At 49.2% G+C, this 26,249-nt stretch carries 25 protein-coding genes; all 25 read right to left on the bottom strand.

Annotation, left to right across the window (positions count from 1 at the left end; all coding sequences use genetic code 11):
- Nucleotides 1–50: 50 nt before the first annotated feature.
- Entirely contained in the window at nucleotides 51–440 is a 390-nt protein-coding gene (rpsI, locus tag DXB70_RS01460; RefSeq protein WP_022358510.1) for a 30S ribosomal protein S9, read from the bottom strand.
- Between the two features lie 28 nt (nucleotides 441–468).
- Nucleotides 469–903: a 50S ribosomal protein L13 gene (gene rplM / locus DXB70_RS01455; protein WP_107000767.1), complete on the bottom strand. Its 435-nt coding sequence runs from the start codon at nucleotides 901–903 to the stop codon at nucleotides 469–471.
- Nucleotides 904–1,318: 415 nt separating this feature from the next.
- The gene (locus tag DXB70_RS01450) at nucleotides 1,319–2,128 is read right to left on the bottom strand and encodes a putative hydro-lyase (RefSeq protein WP_022358508.1); all 810 of its coding nucleotides are present in this window, start codon (nucleotides 2,126–2,128) and stop codon (nucleotides 1,319–1,321) included.
- 36 nt (nucleotides 2,129–2,164) lie between these two features.
- Nucleotides 2,165–3,262 carry a biotin-dependent carboxyltransferase family protein gene (locus tag DXB70_RS01445; protein WP_118672531.1) on the bottom strand — a complete coding sequence of 366 codons (1,098 nt, stop codon included), beginning with the start codon at nucleotides 3,260–3,262 and terminating at the stop codon, nucleotides 2,165–2,167.
- Between the two features lie 2 nt (nucleotides 3,263–3,264).
- The gene (gene pxpB, locus DXB70_RS01440) at nucleotides 3,265–3,993 is read right to left on the bottom strand and encodes a 5-oxoprolinase subunit PxpB (protein ID WP_118672530.1); all 729 of its coding nucleotides are present in this window, start codon (nucleotides 3,991–3,993) and stop codon (nucleotides 3,265–3,267) included.
- Nucleotides 3,994–4,216: 223 nt separating this feature from the next.
- Nucleotides 4,217–5,440, bottom strand: a complete 1,224-nt coding sequence (locus tag DXB70_RS01435; protein ID WP_117796818.1) for an NRAMP family divalent metal transporter — start codon at nucleotides 5,438–5,440, stop codon at nucleotides 4,217–4,219.
- Between the two features lie 24 nt (nucleotides 5,441–5,464).
- Entirely contained in the window at nucleotides 5,465–6,226 is a 762-nt protein-coding gene (locus DXB70_RS01430; protein ID WP_022358636.1) for a 5-oxoprolinase subunit PxpA, read from the bottom strand.
- A gap of 353 nt (nucleotides 6,227–6,579) precedes the next feature.
- Nucleotides 6,580–7,944, bottom strand: a complete 1,365-nt coding sequence (locus DXB70_RS01425; RefSeq protein ID WP_107000771.1) for a sigma-54 dependent transcriptional regulator — start codon at nucleotides 7,942–7,944, stop codon at nucleotides 6,580–6,582.
- Between the two features lie 75 nt (nucleotides 7,945–8,019).
- A complete protein-coding gene (locus DXB70_RS01420; RefSeq protein WP_117796482.1) occupies nucleotides 8,020–9,336 on the bottom strand; it encodes a HAMP domain-containing sensor histidine kinase in 1,317 nt (438 codons plus the stop codon).
- Between the two features lie 61 nt (nucleotides 9,337–9,397).
- Nucleotides 9,398–10,825 carry a sodium:solute symporter family protein gene (locus DXB70_RS01415; protein WP_118293461.1) on the bottom strand — a complete coding sequence of 476 codons (1,428 nt, stop codon included), beginning with the start codon at nucleotides 10,823–10,825 and terminating at the stop codon, nucleotides 9,398–9,400.
- A 2-nt stretch (nucleotides 10,826–10,827) separates the two neighbouring features.
- On the bottom strand, nucleotides 10,828–11,859 hold the full coding sequence (gene truA / locus DXB70_RS01410; RefSeq protein ID WP_118672529.1) for a tRNA pseudouridine(38-40) synthase TruA: 1,032 nt from the start codon (nucleotides 11,857–11,859) through the stop codon (nucleotides 10,828–10,830).
- A 156-nt stretch (nucleotides 11,860–12,015) separates the two neighbouring features.
- Entirely contained in the window at nucleotides 12,016–13,017 is a 1,002-nt protein-coding gene (locus DXB70_RS01405) for a succinylglutamate desuccinylase/aspartoacylase family protein (RefSeq protein WP_118481850.1), read from the bottom strand.
- Nucleotides 13,018–13,067: 50 nt separating this feature from the next.
- Nucleotides 13,068–13,850 (bottom strand): dipeptide/oligopeptide/nickel ABC transporter ATP-binding protein, encoded by a 783-nt coding sequence (locus DXB70_RS01400; protein WP_118481851.1) that lies wholly within the window; start codon nucleotides 13,848–13,850, stop codon nucleotides 13,068–13,070.
- The gene (locus tag DXB70_RS01395; protein WP_107000777.1) at nucleotides 13,838–14,692 is read right to left on the bottom strand and encodes an ABC transporter ATP-binding protein; all 855 of its coding nucleotides are present in this window, start codon (nucleotides 14,690–14,692) and stop codon (nucleotides 13,838–13,840) included. The genes DXB70_RS01400 and DXB70_RS01395 overlap by 13 nt, the downstream gene beginning before the upstream one ends.
- A complete protein-coding gene (opp1C, locus tag DXB70_RS01390; protein WP_107000778.1) occupies nucleotides 14,689–15,513 on the bottom strand; it encodes a nickel/cobalt ABC transporter permease in 825 nt (274 codons plus the stop codon). Before opp1C ends, DXB70_RS01395 begins: the two co-directional genes overlap by 4 nt.
- Nucleotides 15,513–16,454, bottom strand: coding sequence for a nickel/cobalt ABC transporter permease (opp1B, locus tag DXB70_RS01385; RefSeq protein WP_117796486.1), 942 nt, complete (start codon nucleotides 16,452–16,454; stop codon nucleotides 15,513–15,515). The genes opp1C and opp1B overlap by 1 nt, the downstream gene beginning before the upstream one ends.
- Before the next feature lie 11 nt (nucleotides 16,455–16,465).
- Entirely contained in the window at nucleotides 16,466–18,091 is a 1,626-nt protein-coding gene (gene nikA, locus DXB70_RS01380; RefSeq protein WP_118481853.1) for a nickel ABC transporter substrate-binding protein, read from the bottom strand.
- 170 nt (nucleotides 18,092–18,261) lie between these two features.
- Nucleotides 18,262–19,164, bottom strand: a complete 903-nt coding sequence (locus DXB70_RS01375; RefSeq protein WP_118672528.1) for a LysR family transcriptional regulator — start codon at nucleotides 19,162–19,164, stop codon at nucleotides 18,262–18,264.
- A gap of 150 nt (nucleotides 19,165–19,314) precedes the next feature.
- Entirely contained in the window at nucleotides 19,315–20,115 is an 801-nt protein-coding gene (locus DXB70_RS01370; protein ID WP_118471526.1) for an energy-coupling factor transporter transmembrane component T, read from the bottom strand.
- Nucleotides 20,112–20,975, bottom strand: coding sequence for an energy-coupling factor transporter ATPase (locus DXB70_RS01365; RefSeq protein ID WP_107000782.1), 864 nt, complete (start codon nucleotides 20,973–20,975; stop codon nucleotides 20,112–20,114). The genes DXB70_RS01370 and DXB70_RS01365 overlap by 4 nt, the downstream gene beginning before the upstream one ends.
- Before the next feature lie 2 nt (nucleotides 20,976–20,977).
- A complete protein-coding gene (locus DXB70_RS01360) occupies nucleotides 20,978–21,838 on the bottom strand; it encodes an energy-coupling factor transporter ATPase (protein ID WP_107001012.1) in 861 nt (286 codons plus the stop codon).
- A gap of 149 nt (nucleotides 21,839–21,987) precedes the next feature.
- On the bottom strand, nucleotides 21,988–22,983 hold the full coding sequence (locus DXB70_RS01355; protein ID WP_107000783.1) for a peptidylprolyl isomerase: 996 nt from the start codon (nucleotides 22,981–22,983) through the stop codon (nucleotides 21,988–21,990).
- Nucleotides 22,984–23,376: 393 nt separating this feature from the next.
- Entirely contained in the window at nucleotides 23,377–24,033 is a 657-nt protein-coding gene (locus DXB70_RS01350) for a Maf family protein (RefSeq protein WP_118469080.1), read from the bottom strand.
- A gap of 99 nt (nucleotides 24,034–24,132) precedes the next feature.
- Nucleotides 24,133–24,594: a divergent PAP2 family protein gene (locus tag DXB70_RS01345; RefSeq protein ID WP_117796491.1), complete on the bottom strand. Its 462-nt coding sequence runs from the start codon at nucleotides 24,592–24,594 to the stop codon at nucleotides 24,133–24,135.
- Between the two features lie 77 nt (nucleotides 24,595–24,671).
- Nucleotides 24,672–26,117, bottom strand: a complete 1,446-nt coding sequence (glgA, locus tag DXB70_RS01340) for a glycogen synthase GlgA (RefSeq protein ID WP_022358456.1) — start codon at nucleotides 26,115–26,117, stop codon at nucleotides 24,672–24,674.
- Nucleotides 26,118–26,249: the final 132 nt, after the last annotated feature.

Here is a 26,249-nt window from a genome sequence, read left to right as displayed (position 1 = left end):
CCCGGAAAATGGCGTATTTCCGGGCTTTTTTAGCATTATTAAGCTGTAGATTATCGCTTGCTGAACTGCGGAGCGCGACGAGCTGCTTTGAGACCGTACTTCTTACGCTCTTTCATTCTCGGGTCACGAGTTAAGAAGCCAGCTTTCTTCAGTACCGGACGGTAATCAGCGTCTGCCTGAAGAAGTGCACGGGAGATGCCGTGTCTTACAGCGCCAGCCTGACCTGTGAAGCCGCCGCCACGTACGTTTACAAGTACATCGAACTTATCAACTGTCTCGGTTGCTACGAGCGGCTGACGAACAACCACTTTCAGGGTCTCAAGACCAAAGTACTCGTCGATGTCTCTTTTATTGATAGTAATCTTGCCGGTTCCCGGTACAAGGTATACTCTAGCGATAGATTTTTTTCTTCTGCCTGTTCCGTAAAATTTGTTAGCCATTATAGTTTCCTCCTTCCAGTGCCTTTAATTAAAACTTGATTTCTAAAACTTCCGGCTTCTGAGCTGCCTGCTCGTGCTCCGGACCTGCGTATACATGAAGTTTTGTAATCATGCTTCTTCCTAAAGGTCCCTTTGGAAGCATACCTTTAACTGCTAACTCGATAACCTTCTCCGGCTTCTTAGCCATCATTTCACGAAGGGTTGTCTCTCTCATGCCACCTACATAATCAGAGTGATTGTAGTAGATTTTCTGATCCATCTTCTTACCGGTTACTTTGATCTTCTCTGCGTTTACTACGATTACATAATCGCCGCAATCCATGTGCGGTGTGAAGATCGGTTTGTTCTTGCCTCTTAATACCTTTGCTACCTCAGATGCAAGACGACCTAATGTATATCCTGTAGCGTCAACTACATACCATTTTCTTTCGATTGTTGCTGGACTAGCCATAAAACTCTTCATTGGTTGACCTCCTGTTTTACTTCATATAATTGAGATTAACTATATCATGAAATGCCTGCTCCGGGGCTTTGGTGCTGACATCTTCCTGACTCATGTCATACTGACTTATTATATTACACGCTTCCGGACGTGTCAAGCGGTTTTTCCTTGAAAATACAAGGTTTTTTCAACGATTTTCTCAAGGAATTTACAAGGTAAGTGCGTTTCATCCCAAGCGTATGATATACGCATGAGATACACATGAAAAAGGAAGACTTCCTCCTCTCAGATTCCATCTTCCTTTTTCGCCGCTTTTTAGGTTGGTAATGAACTTTTTCTCTTTTCTCAAGAGAATTTATTTGAAGGAGACTGGGAAATCTCCGTCAAACCTTATTTTTCGATAAAACCGTTCCTGCAATGGAAGAACCGATTCTGCCTATTTCTGCTTCTTCGCTTCCAGATAATCATTCAGCTCCGTATTCAGGACATTGGTAATGAACATATGTCCCGGCGCGTGAGTAATGACTAACGGAAGTTTTGCATTTTCAATCGCTGCCTGCGGGGTAACGCCGCAAGCCCAGAATACCGGGATCTCACCCTCGCGGATCTCGACCGGATCTCCATAGTCTGGTTTGGAAATATCCTTGATACCGATCGCTGCCGGATCGCCGATCTGGACCGGACCGCCGTGTACGTTTGGATAACGGTCTGTGATCTCTTTGGCTTTCTGTGCGTTTTCCGGTGTCATCGGACGCATGCTGACAACCATCGGTCCCTTGAACACGCCGGCGCTCTCGCACTGGATGTTGGTCTTGTACATGGAAACATTGCAGCCCTGCGCGATATGGCGCACTTCAATGCCGGCTTTCATAAGCGCCTCCTCAAAGGAGAAGCTGCAGCCAATCAGGAATGCAACCGAATCTTCTTTCCAATAAGAAGAAACATCTGTCACCTCATCGACTTTCACGCCGTCGCGGTAAATGAAATATTTCGGGATGTCCGTCACGATGCTCGCGCCTTCGCCCATATCGTGGATATCCGGTGTGCCCTCTACGACTTCCAGGATTGGGCACGGTTTCGGGTTCTTTCTTGCAAATTCTTTAAAATCATCCGCGTACTTCTTCGGCAGGATAACCAGATTTGCCTGTGCATATCCGGCACACATGCCAGCCGTCGGGCGGGTAATCTCGCCAGTCCGAATCAGTTTCCATACTTCCGGTGGTGTCATTTTGCTATAATCTGCCATATACGTTCCCTCCATATCTTTCAATGAATCTGAGGTTTATCTGAATCTTTCAGTCTCTTCCTCTAATTCAACCATATATTCAGTTCCATCGATCACAACCCGGTAGGTTCCAATCGGATTCCAGTATTTCTTCGATTCACATCCAACCACTACCTGAATCACTGCATCGAGTTCTCCGCACGGTTCCGGTACTTTTGCCAGTTCTTCTTTGAGTGCCTTGAGTTTTTCCACCTGCTCAATGTAGAGCTTCTGTGCTTCCTCAACCGTTACTTTCTGGAAATGTACTTTATAACCCGGTCTGGACTGTGCAACCAGCGGAAGGTCCACAGAGATAACGCCAGCAATCTTCGTATAACCGCCGGTGGTCTGATGATCCGCCATCATGATAATCGGTTGTCCGTGGGACGGCACCTGAATCGCACCAAAGGCGATACCGTCTGTGATAATATCGCCGCCATTTTTATGCTCGATGACCTCGCCCTCGAGACGGCAGCCCATACGGTCGGACTCATTCGTAAATGCATATGTGCTGCTTAAGAACGTCTCTACACCTTTCTCGGTAAAGCAGTCATCCTGCGGTCCCATGACAACGCGGATGGTTTTCTCAGTCTGGGAGAAGTCCTCCGGCGTCACTTTTCTCTTTCTCATATTTGGAAGGGTCGTCTTCGGAGCAGCAAAACCAATCTCGTCTCCGCCGCCGATCTTTCTTCCCTGATAACCGCCTACTTTCAGCTTTAAGTTAGTGGATTTGCTGCCCATCTGTACCGGGATATCCAGCCCGCCTGCCACTGAAATGTACGCGCGGCTTCCACTTGTCATACCGGCAAAGTTCATGGAATCGCCCTTATGTACTAAAACTGCCTGATACATCGGAAGATCTTTTCCATTTACCTTCGGAACCAGATTGCCGCCGGTTACTGCGATAATATTGTCTTCTGTAAATTCCATCATCGGTCCCATCAGGGTTACTTCCAGAACCGCCTCGTTTTCATCATTTCCCACTAAAATATTCGCGATCGCTGCGGAACGCTGATCCATAACGCCTGATACAGACATACCGGACTCCTGATAGCCGATGCGTCCCATGTCCTGTACGGTTGTGAGGAATCCGCCGCTTGCAAACTTAATGCCCATCTTTATACCTCCTTATCGTACACAACGTATTTGTAGGTTCCGTCTTCGACTTCTTTTTCTATCTTTTTATACTCTTCCTCGGTTACTGCAGCAAACTTGATATACTGTCCCGCTTCCAGAAGCACTGGCTTCTCGCGGTCTGCATCATAGAGTTTTAACGGAGTCCGTCCAATTAACTGCCAGCCGCCCGGAGATGCTACCGGGTAGATACCGGTCTGCTCACCGGCGATACCGACGGATCCGCCCTCAATCTTCACTCTCGGGCTCTTCAGACGCGGGGTTGCGATCTCTTTGCTCATACCGCCCAGATATGGGAATCCAGCGATAAATCCAATCATGTAGATTAGATATTCTTCAGATGTATGAATCTTGATAACCTCTTCCACGGTCTTGTGATTGTGCTCCGCTACATTTTCAATATCCGGACCCATCTCTCCGCCGTAGAAAACCGGAATTTCGATAACGGTTGGCGGCGGGATCGGAATGCTGGATAAGGAACCCATCAATTTATCAAATTCTTCTGTGAGTGCCTTGAATCCGATCACTTCCGGATGATAATGTACTAATAAGGAGCGGTATGTCGGAACCGTCTCCACAATTCCCGGTATATCACTTTTTTCAACCGCAATCTTGAATGCGCGGATTTTCTTGTTGATCTCCGGGCTGATTTCATTGCCAAACTCAACGCACACAGCGCTGTCGCCCGCTACAAGGTATCTTACCTCGCTCATATATACCTCCTGTCAGATAAACGAAGCCCCCGCCTGCCTGTTCTGCTTTTCTTCGAAAAACCTAAAAACTGCTTCCGACCCAACAAGCCAGTTACAGGGAAACGCCCGGCAGACCTGCTACCATAAGCCAGCCATCTGCGTGCTCATCCAGCCAGTCCGCCGGGCGCCTGTCCGTTTAATCGTTTTTTATTATTTTACCACATTTTTCGCGTTTTTTCATTCATTAACCAAAGATGGTAAGAATCTTCGGCAGAGCCTTGATTCCTGAGTAACCAGTCAGAAGGACAACGCATACACCAAGTACGATGAGTACGGTCGGATGTTTGTAATTTTCACCGACGATATCTTTCCTGCGGCTTGCCAGAAGAATGACAAGCAGTGTAATCGGAAGAATCAGTCCGTTTACGGAACCTGCCAGAACCAGAAGAGTTGCCGGCTGTCCAAGTAATGTCATGATAACGGTCGATACAGCGATGAAGCCGATAACGAACCATTTCTCATTCTCCATGATGAACGGATGCAGGGTCTTTAAGAAGGATACAGATGTATACGCTGCACCGATGATGGAGGTGATAGCTGCAAACAGGATAACCAGACCGAAGATCTTATAACCGATGATGCCTGCGCCTGCCTTAAAAGCTGCTGCTGGCGGGCTTGCTACCCATGCTTCGCTTCCAACTACTTCCGGAGTTGCTGTAACAACGCCTAAAACTGCGAGGAACAGTAAAATTCTCATAACTCCCGATACGCTGATGCCCATTAATACGGAGCGGCGAACATGCGGAAGATCCTTGGTTCCGGAGAAACCTGCATCCAGAAGACGATGTGCACCGGAGAATGTGATGTAACCGCCGCAGCTTCCGCCAAGCAAGGTAATAATCGGGAATACCAGGTTCGGGAATTCGTTCAGATGTCCAACACTGCCGATTGCCTCAACAACCGGAGGTTTTGAACGGAATGCTACATAAAGTACGGTAACAATCATGATGCTTCCTAAGTATTTGGTCAGCTTATCCATGAAGTTTTTCGCATCCTTGGATAAGAAGATCAGAATACCGATGACACCGGCTACAACGGTTCCGACTTTCAGCGGAAAACCGAATACGATGTTAAAACCGGTTGCGGCGCCGCCGACGTTACCGATATTGAATACCAGACCGCCGAGAGACACAAGGAACGCGATGAAATATCCGAGTCCCGGAACAACTTTATTTGCGATATCTTGTCCACGCATACCAGACACACCGATGATGGACCAGATATTTAACTGGGTTGTAACATCCAGAAGAATGGTACAGATGATTGCCAGTGCGAAAATAGAGCCGTACTGACCGGTAAAGGTTGCGGTCTGCGTCAGGAAACCAGGTCCGATCGCGGACGTTGCCATCAGGAACGCGGCGCCAATCAGGGCTGTCGTGTTCGCATTACTTTTTTTCTTTTCTCCCATATTTCTCTTCTCCTTACATATGTATTAGCGGAACAGATTTTTAATCTCCACTCCCTCGGCTACCAGGGTCTCACGAATGTTCTTTACGAACTCCAGCGCTTTTGGGTTGTCTCCGTGTACACAGATGGAATCTGCCTTGATGGAAATGTCGTTTCCGTTGATGCTCTCAACTTTTCCTTCTTTTACCATTCTTACGACACGTTTGATTGCCAGGTCTTTATCTTTGATGACTGCTCCCGGAAGTTTTCTGGAAACCAGGGTTCCGTCATCGTTGTATGCACGGTCTGCGAACACCTCGCTCGCTGCCTGTAAACCAACCTCCTCAGCCGCCTTGATCATCTGGGATCCTGCCAGACCCATGAAGATGATATCTTTATCTACTTCATAGACTGCTTCACACATCGCTCTCGCCAGCTTCTCATCAACAGCTGCCATGTTGTAGAATGCACCGTGCGGTTTTACGTGCTGGATTTTTACGCCCTGGCTCTTAGTAAATGCGCTCAATGCGCCGAGCTGGTATTTCAGATATGCTTTCGCTTCTTCCGGAGTTACCACCATGTTTCTTCGACCGAAGCCCATCAGATCCGGAAATCCCGGATGTGCTCCTACTGCGGTTCCGTATTTCTTTGCCAATGCGATGGTCTTATCCATAACCATCGGATCACCTGCATGCCATCCACAGGCTACGTTGGCGGAAGACACGTACTGAAGAATTTCTTCATCCATACCAATCGTATAGTTACCGAAGCTCTCACCTAAATCACTGTTTAAATCGACATAAAACATGGTTCATTCCTCCCTTTCTTAGCTCACACATCTCATTTTTGCGGCTTAGCGTTTCTTCTGTCTGTTTTCAACAACCATCGGAAACTATTTTTAAGATGAGATGTTTTTTGTATGTTCCCCTTGTTTTTTTGCTTCTAATGATATTTTATCTGACTTTTATGTATTTTTCAATCATAATTTTAATATTTTTTAAAATAATTTAATTTATATACAAAAATCGTGCAAAAACGCACGTTTTAGGCGTGCGTTTTTGCACGATGTGATTTTTTGCACTCTTTTACCATTCATTCCTGCACCCGGTTTACCAGACAACCATTTTCGTCCTTCCTCCTGATACAGTTTTTCTGCTTTTTCTACTTCTCCCCGTCTTCCCGCTCCATCTTCCGTTTCATTGAGAACCGGGTGACGCCGAGCAGTGCCGCCGCCCGCGTCAGGTTATTGCCGGAAAGTTTCAACGCCTCCGACATATATCGTTTCTCCAGCGCCGCGACCTCCTGCTCGAGGTCGATCGGTCCTTTTTTCAAATCTTTCAGATAGATGCAGTCCCCGCTCTCCGGCCTTGCCTCCCGCTCGACCGGCGCCAGCTCCACGTGTTTTTCCAGGATATTTCCCTGGCTGAAGAGAAAACAACGCTCAAAAATATTTTTAAGCTCCCTGACATTGCCTTTCCAGTCGTACAAGAGCAGCTCCCGCATGAAATCCGGATCCACTTTTTCGATATTGCGGGCAAAGGCTTTATTATAATAGTCAAGGTAATAGTCACAGAGCACCGGGATATCCTCGCGCCGGTCACGAAGCGGCGGAATCTCGATCTGCATGACATTCAGCCGGTAGAACAGATCCTCCCGGAATTGCCCCGCCTTGATCGCCTCCTCGAGATTTCTATTCGTCGCCGCAATGATCCGAACATCGACCGCCGTGTCCTCCAGCGCGCCGATCCGCTTAAATTTCCGGTCATCCAGGAAGGTCAGAAGTTTCGTCTGCATCGCCATCGGCAATTCGCCGATCTCGTCCAAAAAGACCGTACCGCCGTCCGCCAGCTCAATCAAGCCCTTTTTCGTCTTGAGCGCCCCCGCAAACGCGCCGCGCTCGTAGCCAAAGAGCTCGCTCTCCATCAGATTTTCCGGAATCGCACCGCAGTTAATGCGTACCATCAGGTTATCCTTGCGGGCGCTGTTCGCATGAATCTGCCGCGCCACAACTTCCTTGCCCGTTCCCGTCTCCCCGCGCAGGAGTACATTGACCGACAAATTTTCCCCAAGCACCTGAATAAGGTGCCGGATCCGGGCAGCTGCCTCACTGACACCTAAAAACTGCGGCACATCGCCTTTCAGGAAGACGAGTGAATCCCGGTTGCGCTTCTGCTCCAGACACCGCTTGATCAGCATATCGATCTCATCCACATCAAACGGCTTTAAAATATAATCATATGCACCGCGCTTCGTCGCCTCAACCGCCTGGGAGACGGAACCGTACGCCGTCATCATGATGACCTGCAGTTCCTCATCTGCATTTTTGAAATTGACAATCTCATCCATCCCGACACTGTTTTCGAGGAGATTGTCGAGAAGGAGCACACCCGGATGATATTTCCTGACAAACTCCAGCCCTTCCTCGACGGTTGCGGCTGAATAGGCGTCATATCCCCTGTCTTTCAGTCCTTCCTCCAGTGTATAGCGAATCAGAAATTCATCGTCCACAATCAAAATTCGATCCATGTGCATCCTCCTCCCTGTTTCATAACATTATACTCTAAATACTAAATTCGTGAAATACCTCATTAAATGGTCACACTATACCATTTTCCCCGGAAATTTTAAAACCACGTCTGTCCCTACCCCCGGCTTGCTCACGATCTCCATCGTTCCTCCATTTGACTCCACCAGGCGGCTCACGATTGAGAGCCCAAGCCCGGTTCCGTTGATGCTCTTTGTATAAAATGGTTCCAGCGCCTTGGAGACTTCTTCCTCCGTCATGCCTTTTCCGTTGTCCCGCACCGTCACAATCACTTCTTTCTCCTGCGCGGCTGCCATAAGCTTAATCTGTCCCTCGCGGTCCGGTACCAGCGCCCTCAGGCTGTTGCTGATCAGGTTGTGAATGATCTGGCGAAACTCATTTTCATTGAGACACGCCCTCAGTCCCTCTTCTGCCTCCACAAAAAGCGATGCGCGGCGGCTGTCCGGTCCTTTCGCATAGATCATTCCGATCTCCTTTAAAACACCGGTCACAGAAATCTCCGTTTTCGGTGATTCACGCCGGATTGACAAAGTCAGAAGGTTCATGATCAGCGCCGTGACACGGTCGATCTCATGGATCATGCTGTCACAGAGCATTTTATCGCCGTCCTTGACCGTCCTGCCCTTTAAAAGCTGAATGCCGGAGCGGATGCCCGCGATCGGGTTCTTGATCTCATGCGCCAGCGTCGCTGCCATCCGGCTGGTATATTCCATTTTCGTGTAATTATCCATGTTTTTGAGCAGCCCCTCAAAGGTAACCGCCAGCTGTCCGATCTCGTCGTGGCGGCTGACCGCCTCAAAACGGTATTTCTGATAACTGCCCTTGTTTTCCTCGATTTCCTTACAGGTATGGCTCATCCGGCGGATGGGGCGCGTGATACTGTGGGAAATGAAAATGCTTGCCTGGCAGATGAGAATCAGCGACGCGATCGCGCCGACTACCAGATAGCTCTGCTGCTCTAAGATGCGTTCCCCGAATATTCTCTCATCCATCCGGTACTCCAGCCGCCAGCCAAATGGATTGTCCCCCTTGCTGACTGCCAGTACCGATGTGTTTTCCCAACGGGTTCCAGCCGTGATCTCCTCACCGTCACGATCCAGAATCCGAATCCGCCCGCGCTCAAAATTCCGGTATTTTTCCGCGATCTCCTCCTCCGGCAGACGCTTTTCCAGAAAATGCAGATCGCGGTTTACATCCTCAAACAGCGTATCCGCCAGCTCCAGCTCGCTGTTTTTCTGCATCGTGTAGCCATTATAATAGGAAATCACGCTGAAACTTCCGATGACAAGGATTCCCACCAGAACAAAGGGAATCATGACCTCATTTTCAATCTGGAAAAACCAATTTGAAAGACGTTTCAGCCATTTATTCATCGCTCGTTTTCGCCTCCTTCTCGCTGTTGTCTGACAGCTTCATGTTTCCAAATGCCCGCCTTTAGCAAGCACGTTTTTTCCATATACTCTCCAGCACCGGGGCAAGGACAAAAACCAGGGTCGAACACAGCGTCACCGGAAATCCCCAGTAAACCGGCAGCTCGCGTGGCTGAAGCAGCACCGTCCCGGTTACCCCTGTCACAAATGCCGCCCATGCGCCCGTCCTCGTTGCCCGCTTATAATAAAGCGTGCCGTAGAGAAGTGGCGTCAGAATTGCTGAAAACAATCCCCAGATATCCGCGCCGAAAAACAGGCTGTTGGACGGTGGATTTAAGGAGAGCAGAAGCGCCAGCGTTCCGCCGAGAAAGATAAAGAGCTGCGTCAGCCCCAGGATACGGTCCTCTGTTTTCTTCCATTTTCCATACTGCGCCGCCACATCGTAGGACATCATCGAGCCAATCAGAAGCAGCTGCGAGTTCGCCGTCGACATGCACGCGCCGATCACGCTGATTAAGAAAAATCCGCTGAACCGCGATCGGAGCAAATAATTAATTGCGTAGACAAAAATATCGTCTGATCCGAAGTAATAGGACAGATAAGGAAACAGGATCCGAAGCCCCAGACCGATCTGGGTCAGGCAGAAATAAAAAAATGTCAAGAACACCAGCGAACAGATCAGGACTTTCCGCGCCGTCTCACGGCTCTTTGCCGCCACAATCCGGATCAGATACTGTGGGTTCGCTGCCAGCCCCATACCCCAGCCAAAAAACATCGTGAGGTACATGGTAAGGCTGTAATCTTTCATCAGATTTCCAAAACTGTCCGTCCCGCTGCCCGCCGCATTTCGGCTAAACACCTCCGCGTTTGTCAAAAATCCGCTTCCCTCTATTCCTCCGACCACGACAAAATAGACAACCACTATACTGATCGTGAGCATGATAAGGTTTCCGCCATCCGTCTTGGTAACTGAATTGAATCCTCCAAAGGTAGAATACAGAATAAACAGATAAACCAAAAAAATTGCAACTTTATAATCAATATTTAAAAGCGTCGCCGCCGCAATTCCAAATCCCTTTATCTGGATCACCAGATAAAAAACGTAACCGCCCGAGAGCAGCAGCGCACAGCAGGTCCGCAGAAAGCGGGAATGGTAGCGCTCCCCGATAAACTGCGGGATCGTGAGCATGTCGCAGTCATAGATACGACCGCTGATGAGATACAGCAGCCCCGCGCCGATGAACCACGGGATAACCGTCACAGCGATCACGGAGGTTCCATTTTCAAAAACATTGCCCGTGTATCCCAGAATGGTCGCAGCGGACACCCAGGTCCCGACGAAGGTGGAAAACAGCCGCCAGAACCCGCATTTCCGTTCTCCGATAAAAAATTTCCCTATCGAATCGCTCTCACCGAACGATGATTTTCCTATAATCAGGATAATCAGCGAATAGACGCTGAAACAGACCAGATAATCAAATGTTCTACTCATGCTCACCGATGTTCACCCTCGTAGACGGCTTCCAGCCAGCCTTCTTCCGTCTCCGGCTGCCGTCTCAGCCGGTAATATCCGCAGATGCTCCCCTCTTCTCCAAACGTATCCCGCACAAACACCCGTTTCGCGCCGTTTCGGTATGCCTGATGGATCACGCGGCGCAGCACACCGTCAAGCTCTTCCGGCTCACAGCGCTCGATCGTGAGGTATGCAAGCCCTTTCTCCGGGACATTTCTCTGATCGAGCACATAGTGCCAGTGCTTATTTTCGCCCTCCAGGTACGGTGCCAGCTCTTTTTCATACTCCAGGCTTACGAGCGTCAGCCCGCGTGCTGGGATCGTAGGACCTGCTGCCGCCCGGTTTTTCTCCTCCAGAATCTCCTCCATCTTCTCCGGCGGGTAAACTCCCATGCCGATCTTAACCAGCGTCCCGGCGATGATCCGGACCATATTGTAGAGGAAACCGCTGCCGCTGATGCGAATCGTAATCAGGTCGTCCGCCTTCGTCACGGTCAGGCTGTAGATCGTCCGCACCGTCTCCTCCGCCTGCGTCCGCACCGTACAGAAACTCTTGAAATCGTGCTCGCCGATGAGATAGGATGCCGCCTTCTGCATTTTCTCTAAATCCAGATTGAAATAGCAGAAATGGCTGTATAAGCGCTGCAGCGGCATATCGATCTTGCGGTTCAAAATCTTGTATTCATACGTTTTCACGCAGTTTGCCTTGCGTGGATGGAAGGTAAGCGGCACCTCCTCCGACGCCTGGATCCGCACATCGTCCGGCAGGCGCTGGTTGAGTGCAAAGCAGATCTTATCCCCCGGAATCCGGCTCTCGGTATCGAAAACTGCCACATTTCCCATCGCATGGACACCCGAATCCGTCCGGCTCGCCCCGATGACCTGGATATCCTCTTTTAAAAGAGAAGAAAGCGCCTTGTTTAACACTTCCTCGATCGTGACTCCGTTGGGCTGTAGCTGCCACCCGCAGTAGGCGGTTCCGTCATAGGAAACCACTAGCTTAATTCGTCTCATATATATTCCTCTATTTCTATATTTATCCTCAAAAATCTATTTTCTGCTATTTATCATACCATATAATCCCCTTTTTTTGACAGATATTTTTTTATTGACCGTCTTTTCCTATGCAAAAAGCACCTTTGGATCCTTTCATCCAAAGATGCTTTTTTCTTAGCATTCGCCATATGCTACCAGCGGTTCTCCCTCACTTACCCCCAGTGACAAGGTATAGTAAAAGACCATGCCGTCAAGCTCTGATTCATAACGATACATCAGGCTGCCGTCAAGCCGCCGGATTTCTCCCAGTAAATCTCCTTTTTTCAGGCAGCTTCCTTCCCGGATAGCCGGATACCAGAATCCATTTCCCGGTGCCTCCAGATAGCGCATGATCCGAATCTCCCTTTGCTCTATTTTCCCGGATGGAAGTACCTCTGATTCCGGGGAGCTTTCTGAATCTTTTAAATTCATTCCTTTGACTGATTCCAGAATACTTTCTGGCAAAATATCCAGATGAACCAGCAGTTCATACAGGTTTATCCGATATGCATCCACCTCCCGTTCTGTCCAACGTCCCAGTCCGCCCCGTTCTAGTAGAAGAGCCGGGATTCCTTTCTGCGCTGCCCAGCTGTACAGACCATTTTTCGCCGTTGATGCCACTCTCCACGACAAAGACATCGCTCTTGCCGCTGCAGCCGCCTTTTTTTCTACCGTCTCGCCTGCTGCCACCGGAAAAAAGGCAAACGGAACTACCATCTCGTGAATATCTCCACTATGGAGATCCACGAGGAAGTCCGCATCTGGATACAGATACGTTTCCACAGCTGCTGCTATCTTCGCTGACCGGCTTCCCATTTCCGTTCCCGGAAATGCCCGATTTAAATTGACACCATCCTCCGGTACCAGCTGCTTGATTTCCTTATAAAATCCACCTTCATTAGCAATCGGAAGAAATACAACCTCTCCCTTCATCTGCCTCGGATCCAGTTCCTGAATCAGACGGGAAACTGCCAGAATTCCTATGTACTCACAGCCATGTACCCCCGCTGTAACAATCAACCGTTTTCCCGGTCTTGAACCACAGAAAGCCGCCGCTTTCAGGCTGCATTCCTCATCCACCGGAATTTTCAGCCACTGCTTCGTGCCTGCCTCCACCTTCGTTTCATATATTTTCATGTTCTATTTCCTGTTCTGAGAACTTTTCTGCTCCTTTTACTCAATTCCATCTAAACGATCGCCTGCAGCAGCCTGCGCGCATATTCATCCGTTGTCTTTCCCAGCTCCCGGACCGGACGGCATTCTGTGATATGTCCGCGGTATAAAAACAGCACCTCATCGCACAGATAGGTAACCGACGTCAAATCATGCGTAATAAATACATACGTCAGATTCAGTTTCTCCTTTAAATCTATAAGCAGATCCATAACCTGCACCTGCGTATGTGCATCCAAAGATGAAATCGCCTCATCGAACAGAATTATCTCCGGTTCGCAGGCTACCGCCCGGGCAATGCAGACTCGCTGGAGCTGACCGCCGGACAATTCATGGGGATATCGATCCAGAAAATCTGAACTTAGTCCCACCATCTCCATCAGCTCTCCGGCACCTTTTTTTATTTTCTCTCTTGAAAGCTTCCGTATTCCCTTTTTACGTGCTGCTGCCCGCTGTCCCTCCGCCAGAATATCCCGTATACGGAAACGCGGGTTCGCCGAGGTTGTATAATCCTGAAAAACAATACTGATTTTCTTCTGCAGATTCTTTCTCCCCTGACGGTTTCGATAAATCTCCTCCCCATCCAGAAGCACCTGCCCGGAATCCGGTTTTAAAAGTCCGCAAAGGACACGTCCAACCGTCGATTTTCCGCTTCCGGTTTCTCCTAAGATCCCCAGGCAGCTTCCCTTTTCCACCTGCAAAGATACGTCAAACAGCACCTGGTCCCTGGAGGTTCCAAACAATTTATCCTGACGCTCACTCCGGAAGCTGACACATATATCTTTTAATTCAAGCATAATTCCTCCTGATTATCCAGGCAAAGCCGGTAGCGCTCCATGACCGAGCGCCGTGTCTCTGCAAGCATCCGTGTATACGGATCCTTTGCATGCCTTAAGATATGTTCAAAATCGCCCTGTTCGACCAGTTTTCCTCCATTCATCACGACGATCTCGTCCGCAATCTTCGAAACCGCCCCCAAATCATGGGAGATAAATATCATCGCCGTATGACTTTCTTCCTTGATCCGCTGAAATTCCTTCAAAATTTCAGCCTGGGTGATGGCATCGATTGCCGTTGTCGGTTCATCTGCCACCAGAAGTGCCGGCTTCATCGCCAGTGCCAGCCCAATCATGATTCTCTGAAGCATTCCTCCGGAAAGCTGGTGTGGATACTGCCCCAGCACTTCCTCCGGATTATGAATTCTCATTTTTTCCAATACTTCCAGGGAAATCTCCCGGATCTTTGCCCGATCCCAATCTGTATGGGCTGCAAAGGTCTCGGCCATCTGGCTTCCAATCCGGTAAAGTGGATCAAAGCAGGTCATCGGATTCTGGAGAACCATGCCTATCTTCTGCCCACGCAGCCGCCGCAGTTCATCCCGTCCTGCCCGGCATAGATCCTTTCCCTCAAACCATGCCTGTCCTTCTATCCGGAACTGGCGGTCCAGAAGTCCCAGAATTGCTTTTACCGTCATGCTTTTTCCGCTTCCGGATTCTCCCAGAATACCCAGGCACTGCCCCGGCTCTACCTCAAAGCTTACATTCTCGACCAATTTTTTCTGTTTATTTCTGATTTTCAGTTCTACATTCAGTCCATCCACCCGCAGAATCGGCTGCACCCGCTCATGATTCAGGCTCATTTCTGCACCTCCTTCGGATCCAGCACATCCCGCAGGGCATCTCCCATCAGGTTAAACGCTGCTACCAGAATTACCACCGCAATTCCCGGAACCAGCATCTGTACCGGATTGCTGGTGAGGACATTCTTCGCCTCGCTCAGCATCGCTCCCCATTCCGGTGTCGGTGCCTGTACACCCAGTCCCAGAAATGAGAGGGTTGAAATATTGATAATCGCCCATCCGACATCCAGAGAGGATAAAACTGCCAGATCTGCCGCAATTGACGGTACAAGATGGCGAAATAATATAAAAGATTCTGGTGTTCCTATACATCGTGAAAAGCGCACAAAGTTCCGGTCACGATACTGCATAACACCTGTCCGGATCATCCGCGCATACCAGGCCCATTTAATAAACACATTGGCCAGAATTACATTCTGCACGCTGATTCCCAACAGGGCTACCACTGCAAACACCATGATCTGGCTCGGAAATGAAAGCATTACATCGACTGTGCGCATGATCACCTCTTCCACGATCCCGCGGAAATAACCTGCCAAAAGTCCCATCAACGCTCCCAGGCCAATCGTTCCAAGCATGGTCAGGACTGCCAGCCCCAGCGTCGGACGGATTCCATAAATCATTCTCGACAAAATACACCGTCCCAGATTATCGGTACCAAGTGGATACTGCTGGCTGAATCCGGCAAATTTATTTAAAATATCCGTTGCATACGGATCATTCGGTGCGATAAACGGTGCAAAGATCCCTATGAGCGCCACGATAAGCACCAGACCAATCGTTCCAACGGCCGCCCGGTTTCGAATCAATCGTCCTACCATCAATGACTCTCCTTTCTAAGACGCGGATCTGAAATTGTCTGAAGAATATCAAATAATAAATTAAATCCGACAAATAGTACTCCGATCAATAGCACATACGTCTGGATCACCGGATAATCCCGGTTAAAAATCGAGCTGATACAGAGTGTCCCAAGCCCCGGCCAGGCAAATACATTCTCAACGACGATCGTTCCGGAAATCAGCTGCGGTATGCTCATTCCGATCGCTACAATACAAGTATGCATCGAATTTTTCAAAATGTGTTTAAGAAGAATCTGCCGGTTTGGAATGCCTCTCACATTGGCATAGAGAACATAATCCTGTTTCATGTTTTCCAACATATTATTGCGGATCAGGCGGATATACGTCGATATATAACTCAATGATACCGTAAACGATGGCAGAATCAGGTGTTTAAAGCTCCCGCTTCCGCTCGTTGGAAGCAGATCCAGCTTGATCGAAACCAGCCAGATCAGAAGAAGCCCTACCCAGTATGCAGGCATCGCCGTTGTCATAAAAACAATCGCCCGCATGATGCGGTCAAACACACCATCCTTATAAACGGCACAGAGCACTCCAATCGGAATGCTCAGTACCAGAACCATCACAAACGATACACCCGCAAGCTGCAGAGTCGCCGGAAGACAGCGCATCAGTTCGCCCGCAACTGTACGGCTCGGATTGACGTAACTGATTCCAAAATCTCCCCTCAGACAGTCAGCCAGCCAGGAAATATATCGTATCAGATATGGTTTGTCCAATCCAAGTTCCGCCCTTACCTGTGCCACCGCTTCTTCTGTAATAATCGGTACCTGGCGGATGCGCAGTGCCACCTCCGCCGGATCGGATGGTATCAGGTTAATAAACACAAAACACACAAACGAAATGATAATAAGAAGCGGAATTGCCGACAGGATTCGTTTTATGATATATTGTTTCATTTATTTTTCCTTTATTTCTTCTCTCCAAAATAGAAATCAGCGAACGGAACCTCATACTGAGTCTGCGTAAAATGGAAGCCCTGCAGATCCGAACGGTAGATTGCCTTATTGCACTCATAAGTAAGCGGAATATAGACCGCATCCTCATGCAGACGGGTCAGCACAAATGTATACAGCTCCTGACGGCGCTCTTCATCCGTGGAAACCAGGATCTCTGTAATCGCATCATCGATATCTGCCTTATCTTCCAGTCCCTGCTGTGCCGCAAAATCTCCATAAACCGGAGCGCGCATCGCCGCCAGGGAGGACTGCGGGTCATACGGAGTTCCCCAGCAGATATTAAATACCATGTCAAAGTTTCCAGCCTTCATACTATCACGGTAAGACTGTTCTTCCTCTCCATGAATGTTCAGGGAGACACCCAGCTTCTGGTATTCGCTCTGGAGGTACTCCGCAATCGCTTTTTCCGTCACACTATCGCTGTTATAAAGCAGCTCCAGTTCCATTTTCTGGCCGTCTTTTTCACGTACGCCGTCTCCAGCCAACGTCCAGCCTGCTTCCTCCAGCATCTTCGTTGCTTCTTCCACATCATACTCATATGGGGTCAGATTGATATCGCAGTAAGGAACGGTAGATGCAAACAGTGTATCCGCCGGCTGTTCCAGACCATAAAAAATACCTTCTGAAATCGCTGCTTTGTTTGTCGCATGCTGAAGTGCCTTACGCACTTCCTTCTCATCCAGAATATCACGGGTTGTATTCAGTACAATCTGCCGGGTCGAGGTCGGATCCGATAACGCAACCGTAAAATTGTCATTTCCCGTATACTGGTTAATTGCATCCGCATCAATCATATTTTTACCGAAAATCAGATCAATTTCCCCTTTTTCCAGTGCCATGATACGCGTCTGATTATCCGGTATTACTTTTACCGTAATCTTTTTGATGGACGGCTGCTCCCCCCAATAGTTTTCGTTTGCTTCAAATACTGCATACTCATCTGTCACAAAATCGGTCAGGACATATGGACCTGTTCCAATGTATTCGTTTACGCCATCCTTTGTGCTTCCGTCCTTCATCGCCTTCGGAGAAATCATTGCAAACGGACGGGTAACTCCCAACTCTGTCAGCAGAGGATAGTACGGCTCCGACAGTTCGATCACAAAGGTTTTATCATCCGGAGCCGAAACCCCAACCAGAAGATTCATCATTTCCAGCCAAGTGTGACGATCTTTGTTTTCAATGATTGCATCAAAGTTTGCCTTGATCGCGTTGGCGTCACACACCTCTCCGTCCGAAAATTTCACTCCATCACGGATGTGGAACGTGTAGGTCTTTCCATCTTCACTGATATCCCAGCTCTCTGCCAGGCAGCCCTCATACCCATTTTCTGTAATATTGACTAAGGTCTCGTAGAGCATTTCCTGTGCATACATTTCACCTGCATACAGATGTGGATTCAGATCACGGATATCCCGGTAATTAACAAATACCAGTTCATCCTTCGTGCTCTCTGCCGATGCACTCTGCTCTGATTTTGTCCCTTCTGTACTGTTTGAAGCGTTTCCGCCACATCCAGCCAAGACAGCCACGGAAAGAACACCAGCTGCCGCTATGAGTCTTTTACTTTTTTTCATATATGTCCTCCTGTTATGCCTGACGCAGGTTTGAAAGCCTGCATCTCTTTTATCTACTTTGTTAAAACAATTCGTTTTTACCGGCAGATAAAAGGATAACATAGTTACGCACAACTAACCACTATCGTTTTACAGGGGGATTGCTATAACGATTTGTTATATCTAAACAATTAAAGCATTTTTTTGAAATGTTCTAAAAACCACGCTGCCTCCGCACTCAGCTTTTCTTCATTCTGGTAAATATATCCGATTACCAGAAATGGTTCACTATTCCGGATCTTCAGATTACGGATTGGATATTGTTTATAATCCTCATATAAAAAATCAATTCCCAGGCTGCAGATATCGCTCTGCATCAGGAGATTCATTGTCATATGATCGCTATTGGTATGTACAACCGTATTCAGCATATCCGTGCTGATCGCTCCCAGGCTCACATGGTTTAAATGATGCTCCATTGAGAAAAAATCCCGGATTCCGCTGACGAATTTTAACTGCGGAAGCTCGGTAAAATCGATACTCTCATCCCCATAACGCGGATGATTTGGTCCCACATAAACACAGGCAGGTTTGACATCCAGTTCCTGAAAAGACAATTTTTTGTGGGACAAAATATGCCGGAATGCCGGAACCTGTTTCTGTGCTACATACACAATCCCCAACTCCGAAATTCCCTGGGATACCTGATCACTAATCTCCTCCACACTGCCTTCCCGGTGGGAAATCTGGCACTCGCAGCCATATTTCTTATAAAAATCTGTCAGAAGCCTCGCAATCATGTTGCTCGGGTAGGTAGAAACGGTAAATTTCCGTTCCTGCGTATCTTCTGCCAGCGAGTTAATAAGACTCACATGATTTAAAATATTGTGTGCATACTCCCGGACCGTTTCTCCATATGGGGTAACCCTGAGCCCTCTGCTTGTCCGCTCAAATAACGCACGCCCCAGCTCCTGTTCCAGCATCCCGATCACCTTGCTGACATTCGGTTGGGATGTGTATAGGCATTCTGCTGCCTGATTAAAACTACCTTTTTCACAGGCAACCATAAAATATTCAAGCTGTTTTAATTCCATTGAAGTCCTCCTTCTGTTGTTCTCCATTCCACCTTATGTTAGCTGTAACTAACCAAAATACAAAAATCAAGAGGCACACAGCTTGCACAGCCTATGCACCTCTCTTTCGGTTCCAAAAGTGCCTACCCGCGGACAGTAACCCCTTTTTCGCTAAAAAACGATCCGCAGTACAATCACAATTCCCAGATAAGCCAGAAGAATCAAGTAGGTAATCCGGTCTCTCCTCTCATAATGCAGCGGCTTCATCTTGGTCCGACCACTTCCGCCCCGGTAGCAGCGCGCCTCCATCGCCATCGCCAGATCCGTCGCGCGGCGGAACGCCGATACGAAAAGCGGTACCAGAATCGGGATCATGCTCTTTGCCCGCTGTACGAGATTGCCAGATTCAAAATCAGCGCCTCTCGCCATCTGTGCCTTCATGATCTTATCCGTCTCCTCAATCAGAATCGGGATAAAGCGCAGCGCGATCGACATCATCATCGAGATCTCATGCACCGGCACATGGAGACGGTTCAAGCATCCCAGACTCCGCTCCAAGCCGTCCGTAAGCTGGTTCGGGGTCGTCGTCAGCGTCATGACAGAGGAACCAATCACCAGATACATCAGGCGCAGACCCATGAAAACTGCCAGCCGCAAGCCCTCATGCGTCACTTTTAAAAATCCAATCTGGAAAATAACCCGTCCGCTCGTCAAAAACAGGTTAAAGCTGATACTGATAAGTAACAGGAACACGATCGCCCTAAGTCCCCGCACAATAAATTTAAATGGTACGCGTGAGGTGCGGACCGCCATCGCCAGAAATACGGTTGCCACTGCATAGCAGAGCAGGTTGTCCGCGAAAAATAATGAAATAATGTAGATCAGCGTTCCAAACAGCTTGGTACGCGGATCCAGCCGGTGAACCACTGATTCGACCGGATAATACTGTCCGATTGTGATATCCCGTATCATTGTTTCTCCCTCCGCTTGTTATACAGCGCCAGAATCGCCTCCCGCGCCTCTTCTACCGTCGTGATCGTGTCGTCGATCGGAATCCCGCGCTCCCGAAGTCCCTGCACCACATAAGTGATCTGCGGCGCGGCAAGACCGATCGCCTCTAACTCCTTGTAATGGCGGAATACCTCCTTCGGCGTATCGTCAAACATCTTCACGCCGTCGTTCATGACCATGATGCGGTCCACGTAGCGCGCCATGTCCTCCATGCTGTGGGAAACCACCAAAATCGTCAGCCCGTGCTCCCGGTTCAGGCGCTCGATCTGACCTAAAATCTCATCGCGCCCTTGCGGATCGAGTCCCGCCGTCGGCTCGTCGAGGATCATCATCTCCGGACGCATCGCCAGTACACCCGCGATCGCGACGCGGCGTTTCTGTCCGCCGGAAAGTTCAAACGGGGACTGCTTATAAAATTTTTCATCCATGCCGACCAGCTTTAAGGCATGGCGGGCACGTTTTTCCACCTCTTCCTGCGGAAGCCCCAGATTTTTCGGTCCGAAACAGACGTCTGTAAAAATATCTGCCTCAAAGAGCTGGTACTCCGGATACTGGAACACCAGCCCCACTTTACTCCGCAGATCCTTTAATTTATAACCCTGGCTGTAAATGCTGACACCCTGATACTTAATGTCGCCGCTGGTCGGCTTGATCAGACCGTTTAAATGCTGGATCAGGGTTGATTTTCCCGATCCAGTGTGACCAATCAGACCGACAAATTCGCCGTCCTGAATCTCAAAACTCACGTGCTTTAATGCCTGGCGCTCTAACGCCGTGCCCTCGCCGTAGGTGTAGCACAAATCTTCTACCTGTATTGCCATCTCTATTCCTCTTTCAAAAGCGGTACCAGTGCGTCCAGAAGCTCCGATTTACGAAGGATTCCATCTGGAAGCGGAATTCCCTTTTTCTTAAGCTCCCACGCAAGCTCCGTCACCTGCGGCACATCCATCCGGTATTGTTTTAGTTCCTCCACGCGGGAGAAAATCTCCTTCGGCGTGCCGTCCATCACGATATGACCGTCATCCATGACGATCACGCGGTCTGCATCGACCACCTCTTCCATATAATGGGTGATCAGCACCATCGTGATTCCTTCCACCCGGTTTAACTCATGGACGGTGCGGATAACCTCCTTGCGTCCGTTCGGATCGAGCATCGCCGTCGGCTCATCGAGCACGATACATTCTGGTTTCATCGCCATGACGCCCGCGATCGCCACACGCTGCTTCTGTCCGCCGGACAGATGGTTCGGGGACTGCTTGCGGTACATCGTCATCCCGACTGCCTTTAAGCTCTCATCCACTCGCTTCCAGATCTCCTCGGTCGGAACTCCGATATTTTCCGGACCGAATCCGACGTCCTCTTCCACTATATTTCCTATGATCTGGTTATCCGGGTTCTGAAAGACCATGCCCGCATTTTTGCGGATATCCCACAGATGCGCCTCGTCCCTCGTATCCATCTCCGATACAAAAAGCGTACCGTCAGTCGGGCTCAAAATGCCATTGATCTGCTTGGCAAATGTGGACTTGCCGGAACCATTGTGTCCCAGGATTGCCACAAAGCTGCCTTTCTCAATCTCCAGATTCACATGATCCAGGGCGCGCTTTACTTCCTCTACCTGCCCCTCTTCATCGCGTCTTATATAATCAAATACAAGATTGACCGCTTTTATGATATTCATGTATTTTTCCTCCACAGTATGTCCGCCTGACCGGACATTACCGTTCATTGTAGAAGAATTTTCCCCGGTAGTCAAGCGGTTGTTCCGAATTGTTATCCTTTTTTTAAAATAAGTTTACTTTTTATCCACCCGCCCCAGGTACAGACTACCTATTTGATCGCATATTCCGCGTAAATCTCAAAGAAATCCGCGTCATTTTTCTCGAACTCCGAGGTCAGATCCAGACTGTCCCAGAGCCCGCTGCTGTAAGAAACGGAGATCGTATTGCTGAACCGGTCGTAGATCTCCTGAAAGGCGCGTTTTTTCCGCTCCTCGTAGATGCGCTCCTTGCGCGCCGCCGTCTCGTCCTCGTCATAATCGTCCGTACATTTGAGCACATAGTACGCGTCGTCCGCATGGATCACCTGGCTGACTGCGCCCTCGGCAAGGGAAAATGCCTCTTTCTCATAGGCATCCGACTCATCACCGCGCCCCAGCACCCGGTCACTCACCGTCAGCCCCGCCTCCTCGGCACAGGACTGGAAATCGGCATCTTCCTGCGATGCCGCCCGCTGGAAGGCGTCTGCCTCGCTCTCATCCGATGTCTTTATCTGACTGACATGGATCACCTTTGCCTCACTGTCGCTGACCTCCAGCGCCACATTGTCCGTGAGCTGTCCCGCCAGCTTCTCCGCCAGACCATAATCCTCATAGATATGCTGGACATCCGCCTCTGTCACGCCCATCGAGTCAATCGCCGACTGCGGCAGACGCCCAAAATACTCGGCTGCTGCCCGGTCCATCGCCGCCCGCTCCTCTGAAGTCAGGGAAATCCCCCGATCGGCTGCCAGCAGGTTCATGATTTTCAGCTCATCCATAAACGAACGGATCTGTTTTTTTAGATACGTTTCAAAATCATCGCCCTTTTCTCCAACTGAAACGCCCCAGATCTGATCCGTACAGACCTCCTCATAGCGTTTTTTCTCCGTCATGGCAATCACCATCACTTCCGCGCGGGAATAACCCTTTTCATTCTTCTTTCCCACCACGATCGTGCTGCCGTCCGAGCCGCATCCAGTCAAAAGCCCCAGGCTGAGCGCCAGCCCCGCAAGCAGGGCACACGCCGCCCGGTGGATATGGTTTGTCTTCCTTTTCTGTTTCTGCATGGATACTCCCTTTCTCCTGCATATTTTAGCAATTCCTGTCACATATTCTCTCTGAGCGGCTGATTTATCTCAGTCGAGAAGACTCCCACCTCTTCAGGTGGTGAGTAATAGCAAATTTGTCTCAGTGGGAGTTGGGTCTCCGACTGAGATAAACGCTCCGCGAGGATGCGCAGTGATTCTGTAAAGAATATGTCAGCTTACGCTGACCAGAATCACGCGCCAAGTCTCACGGACGTTCGACTTGAATACTGTTCACACATATGACCAGCAGCGCTGCGTTCTGTCAATCCTTCCACTCTGGTTCACGGTCTGCCACCACGTTTTCTTACGGCACTTTCGGTTCCAAAAGTGCCTACCCGTGAACAGTAACTTTCTTTCCATCAGCCATCCACCTCAGGCCGTATGCTTGAGCAGATCTTCTATCTTCTCCGGGCAGATCCGCTTCAATTCCTGATAGAGCCTTCCGACCGGCAGCCCCATCACATTCGTGTAAGAACCATCGATTCCGCGGATATGCGCGGCAAAACTTCCCTGAATGCCGTATGCACCCGCCTTGTCCATCGACTCGCCGCAGTCTACATACGCCTCGATCTCCGCATCGCTCATCGGATATACATCCACCCGCGTCTCAACCGCAAAGCAGCTCTCCCGATCCTCAGTCAGGATCGCCACGCCCGTGTATACACTGTGGCTGCGCCCCTGGATCCGTCCGATCATCTCAAGCGCCTCATCCCGATCCGCCGGTTTTCCTAAAATCTCGTCATCCACACTGACAACGGTATCGGAACCAATGATAATCCCGGAAAATAGGATTCCCGTCGTCCGCGCCTCCTCACGCACCTGCGCCATCACATCGCGCGCCTTCTGTCCCGCCAGTTCCATCACAACCTGCGCCGGTTCCGTACAGAGCGGATTTTCCTCCAAAGTGCTCGGATGAATCTCCGGTTTCAGCCCAATCCGCTCCAAAAGCTCCCTGCGGCGCGGAGACGCACTCGCCAGAATTAACCGGCAGGCTGGTTTGATATTTTCTATGTCTCTTCTCTGTTCCATTGTTCTGTTCTCATTTCCTCAGTTTCATTTAACGCTTAAATACACGTTATCCCTATATTTATACCATCTATCAGCCAAAATGAAAAGATCCGATGTTCGTTATATGAACATCGGATCGAGAATAAATGCAATCAAAATGCCTAAAATCGCGCCTGCTGCTACCTGTATCGGCGTATGCCCCACGTATTCCTTCAATTTTTCCTGTAATACCACGCCGTCCAGCTTGAGGAAATCATCGAAAAGCAGGCGGTTCAGAACTCTTGCCTGCTTTCCTGTCTCCTGCCGGACACCGATCGCGTCATACATAACAACCATCGCCAGAATAAAGCTGATGGAAAATTCAAAGCTTCCCACTCCGTACCGCAGCGCCGCCGCCGTTGCCAGCGAACATACAGTGGATGAGTGGGAACTCGGCATACCGCCGGATCCAATCAGACGCTCCGGGTTGAACGAATGGTTCAGCCCGATGTCCAGAATCGTCTTGAGCACCTGGGCGACCACCCACCCGGTCACGCCGGTCATCAGCGTCTGGTTTGATGTCAATTCCTGAAAAAAAGTCATGTTTCTCTCCTGTACTATCTTAATTCCTCTGTTTTCTTCCACACATATGCCACTGTCCTAAATCACTCGGTTCGTCATTAATATCCTATCAGCCAGTCATACAATTCCTGATATTTTCCAGCCGATGTCTGCCAGGAAAAATCAGCCGCCATGCCGCGGTCTACGATCTTGTTCCACTCGCGCTTCTTATTATAATAGATGTATTTTGCATAGCGGATGCAGTCGAGCATCTCATGTGCATTGTAGTTAGCAAAGGAAAATCCTGTTCCGGTTCCATCGTATTCATTGTATGGCCATACAGTATCCTTGAGGCCACCCGTCTCACGCACGATCGGCACGGTTCCGTAGCGAAGCGCCATGAGCTGGCTCAGCCCACATGGTTCAAACAGCGACGGCATCAGGAATGCGTCACAGGCTGCATATACCTTATGCGACATATCTTCCGAATAATAAATATTAGCGGAAACACGATCATTGTACTTCCAGTCATAGTGGCGGAACATATTTTCATACCGTTCATCTCCGGTTCCCAGCACAACCAGCTGTACATCTTCCGTACAGATCTCATCCATCACACACTGTACCAGGTCAAGTCCCTTCTGGTCGGTCAGACGGGAGACGATACCGATCATGAACTTTTTCTCGTCCTGCGCCAGTCCCAGCTCCGCCTGCAGCGCCTTTTTATTCTTGGATTTCTCCTTGCGGAATGTCTTTGCGTTATAATTTTGTACGATCCGTTTATCTGTCTCCGGATTAAATTCATCGTAATCAATACCATTTAAGATACCGCGCAGACTGTTGCTTCTCGCACGCATCAGACCGTCCAGTCCCTCGCCGTAGAACGGAGTCTTAATCTCCTCCGCGTAGGTGTTGCTGACCGTCGTGATCGCATCCGCGTATACGATGCCGCCTTTTAACATATTGCCGTCTTTGTAAGCTTCCAGCTTATCCGGTGTAAAATAGTAGTCCGGCAGCTCAGAGAAATGCTGGATTGTCTTCACATCCCACACACCCTGGAATTTCAGGTTGTGGATCGTCATGACGGACTTGATATCCCGGAAGAACTCGCCGCCGTGGAATTTGTCCTTGAGATGCACCGGGATAAGTCCCGTCTGCCAGTCGTGGCAGTGGATGACATCCGGCTTGAAGCCGATCACCGGCAGGGATGAGAGAGCCGCCTTGCAGAAGAAAGAAAACTTCTCCAGATCGTAATACCAGTCCCCATACGGGCGATCACCCCAGAAATAACTCTCATTATCAATAAAATAGAAGGTCACGCCCTCATATTCATATTCCAGGATGCCCACATACCGGTTCTGTCCCAGATAATCCATATAAAAATGGTTCACATACTTCATTTCATTGCGGAATGACTCTTTGATGCACAGATACTTCGGGATCATGACACGCACATCAAAATACTGCTTATCAAAACATTTTGGAAGGGATCCGACAACGTCTGCCAAACCTCCTGTTTTGATAAATGGAACCGCCTCCGATGCAATAAACAGAATATTCTTCATAGCTACTACCTCCCAACCGTGCCCGCTCGCGATCTGGCACCCTATTAAAATTATTATACAATAGAATCAGGGAATTAGAAAGTAGGCGACAGAGAAAAAAATCGGGAAATATATGACAAATAGTTCCGATTT

Origin of the sequence: Clostridium sp. OM05-5BH, assembly GCF_003481505.1 — a bacterium.
Lineage (GTDB): Bacteria > Bacillota > Clostridia > Lachnospirales > Lachnospiraceae > Otoolea > Otoolea fessa.
Note: the sequence above shows the minus strand (reverse complement) of the source record. Positions and strands in the feature narration are given on the sequence as shown.

Bases quoted from the DNA above. Each gene is read 5' to 3' on its own strand.
- rpsI (WP_022358510.1), bottom strand. From the start codon at position 440: ATGGCTAACAAATTTTACGGAACAGGCAGAAGAAAAAAATCTATCGCT.
- DXB70_RS01450 (WP_022358508.1), bottom strand. From the start codon at position 2,128: ATGGCAGATTATAGCAAAATGACACCACCGGAAGTATGGAAACTGATT.
- nikA (WP_118481853.1), bottom strand. From the start codon at position 18,091: ATGAAAAAAAGTAAAAGACTCATAGCGGCAGCTGGTGTTCTTTCCGTG.
- opp1B (WP_117796486.1), bottom strand. From the start codon at position 16,454: ATGAAACAATATATCATAAAACGAATCCTGTCGGCAATTCCGCTTCTT.
- DXB70_RS01350 (WP_118469080.1), bottom strand. From the start codon at position 24,033: ATGGAACAGAGAAGAGACATAGAAAATATCAAACCAGCCTGCCGGTTA.
- DXB70_RS01375 (WP_118672528.1), bottom strand. From the start codon at position 19,164: ATGGAATTAAAACAGCTTGAATATTTTATGGTTGCCTGTGAAAAAGGT.
- DXB70_RS01420 (WP_117796482.1), bottom strand. From the start codon at position 9,336: ATGAATAAATGGCTGAAACGTCTTTCAAATTGGTTTTTCCAGATTGAA.
- truA (WP_118672529.1), bottom strand. From the start codon at position 11,859: ATGAGACGAATTAAGCTAGTGGTTTCCTATGACGGAACCGCCTACTGC.
- DXB70_RS01345 (WP_117796491.1), bottom strand. From the start codon at position 24,594: ATGACTTTTTTTCAGGAATTGACATCAAACCAGACGCTGATGACCGGC.
- pxpB (WP_118672530.1), bottom strand. From the start codon at position 3,993: ATGAGCGAGGTAAGATACCTTGTAGCGGGCGACAGCGCTGTGTGCGTT.
- DXB70_RS01355 (WP_107000783.1), bottom strand. From the start codon at position 22,983: ATGCAGAAACAGAAAAGGAAGACAAACCATATCCACCGGGCGGCGTGT.
- DXB70_RS01425 (WP_107000771.1), bottom strand. From the start codon at position 7,944: ATGGATCGAATTTTGATTGTGGACGATGAATTTCTGATTCGCTATACA.
- DXB70_RS01395 (WP_107000777.1), bottom strand. From the start codon at position 14,692: ATGAGCCTGAATCATGAGCGGGTGCAGCCGATTCTGCGGGTGGATGGA.
- DXB70_RS01430 (WP_022358636.1), bottom strand. From the start codon at position 6,226: ATGTTTTATGTCGATTTAAACAGTGATTTAGGTGAGAGCTTCGGTAAC.
- DXB70_RS01370 (WP_118471526.1), bottom strand. From the start codon at position 20,115: ATGATACGGGATATCACAATCGGACAGTATTATCCGGTCGAATCAGTG.
- DXB70_RS01360 (WP_107001012.1), bottom strand. From the start codon at position 21,838: ATGAATATCATAAAAGCGGTCAATCTTGTATTTGATTATATAAGACGC.
- DXB70_RS01365 (WP_107000782.1), bottom strand. From the start codon at position 20,975: ATGGCAATACAGGTAGAAGATTTGTGCTACACCTACGGCGAGGGCACG.
- glgA (WP_022358456.1), bottom strand. From the start codon at position 26,117: ATGAAGAATATTCTGTTTATTGCATCGGAGGCGGTTCCATTTATCAAA.
- DXB70_RS01415 (WP_118293461.1), bottom strand. From the start codon at position 10,825: ATGAGTAGAACATTTGATTATCTGGTCTGTTTCAGCGTCTATTCGCTG.
- rplM (WP_107000767.1), bottom strand. From the start codon at position 903: ATGAAGAGTTTTATGGCTAGTCCAGCAACAATCGAAAGAAAATGGTAT.
- DXB70_RS01435 (WP_117796818.1), bottom strand. From the start codon at position 5,440: ATGGGAGAAAAGAAAAAAAGTAATGCGAACACGACAGCCCTGATTGGC.
- DXB70_RS01405 (WP_118481850.1), bottom strand. From the start codon at position 13,017: ATGAAAATATATGAAACGAAGGTGGAGGCAGGCACGAAGCAGTGGCTG.
- DXB70_RS01400 (WP_118481851.1), bottom strand. From the start codon at position 13,850: ATGCTTGAATTAAAAGATATATGTGTCAGCTTCCGGAGTGAGCGTCAG.
- opp1C (WP_107000778.1), bottom strand. From the start codon at position 15,513: ATGGTAGGACGATTGATTCGAAACCGGGCGGCCGTTGGAACGATTGGT.
- DXB70_RS01445 (WP_118672531.1), bottom strand. From the start codon at position 3,262: ATGGGCATTAAGTTTGCAAGCGGCGGATTCCTCACAACCGTACAGGAC.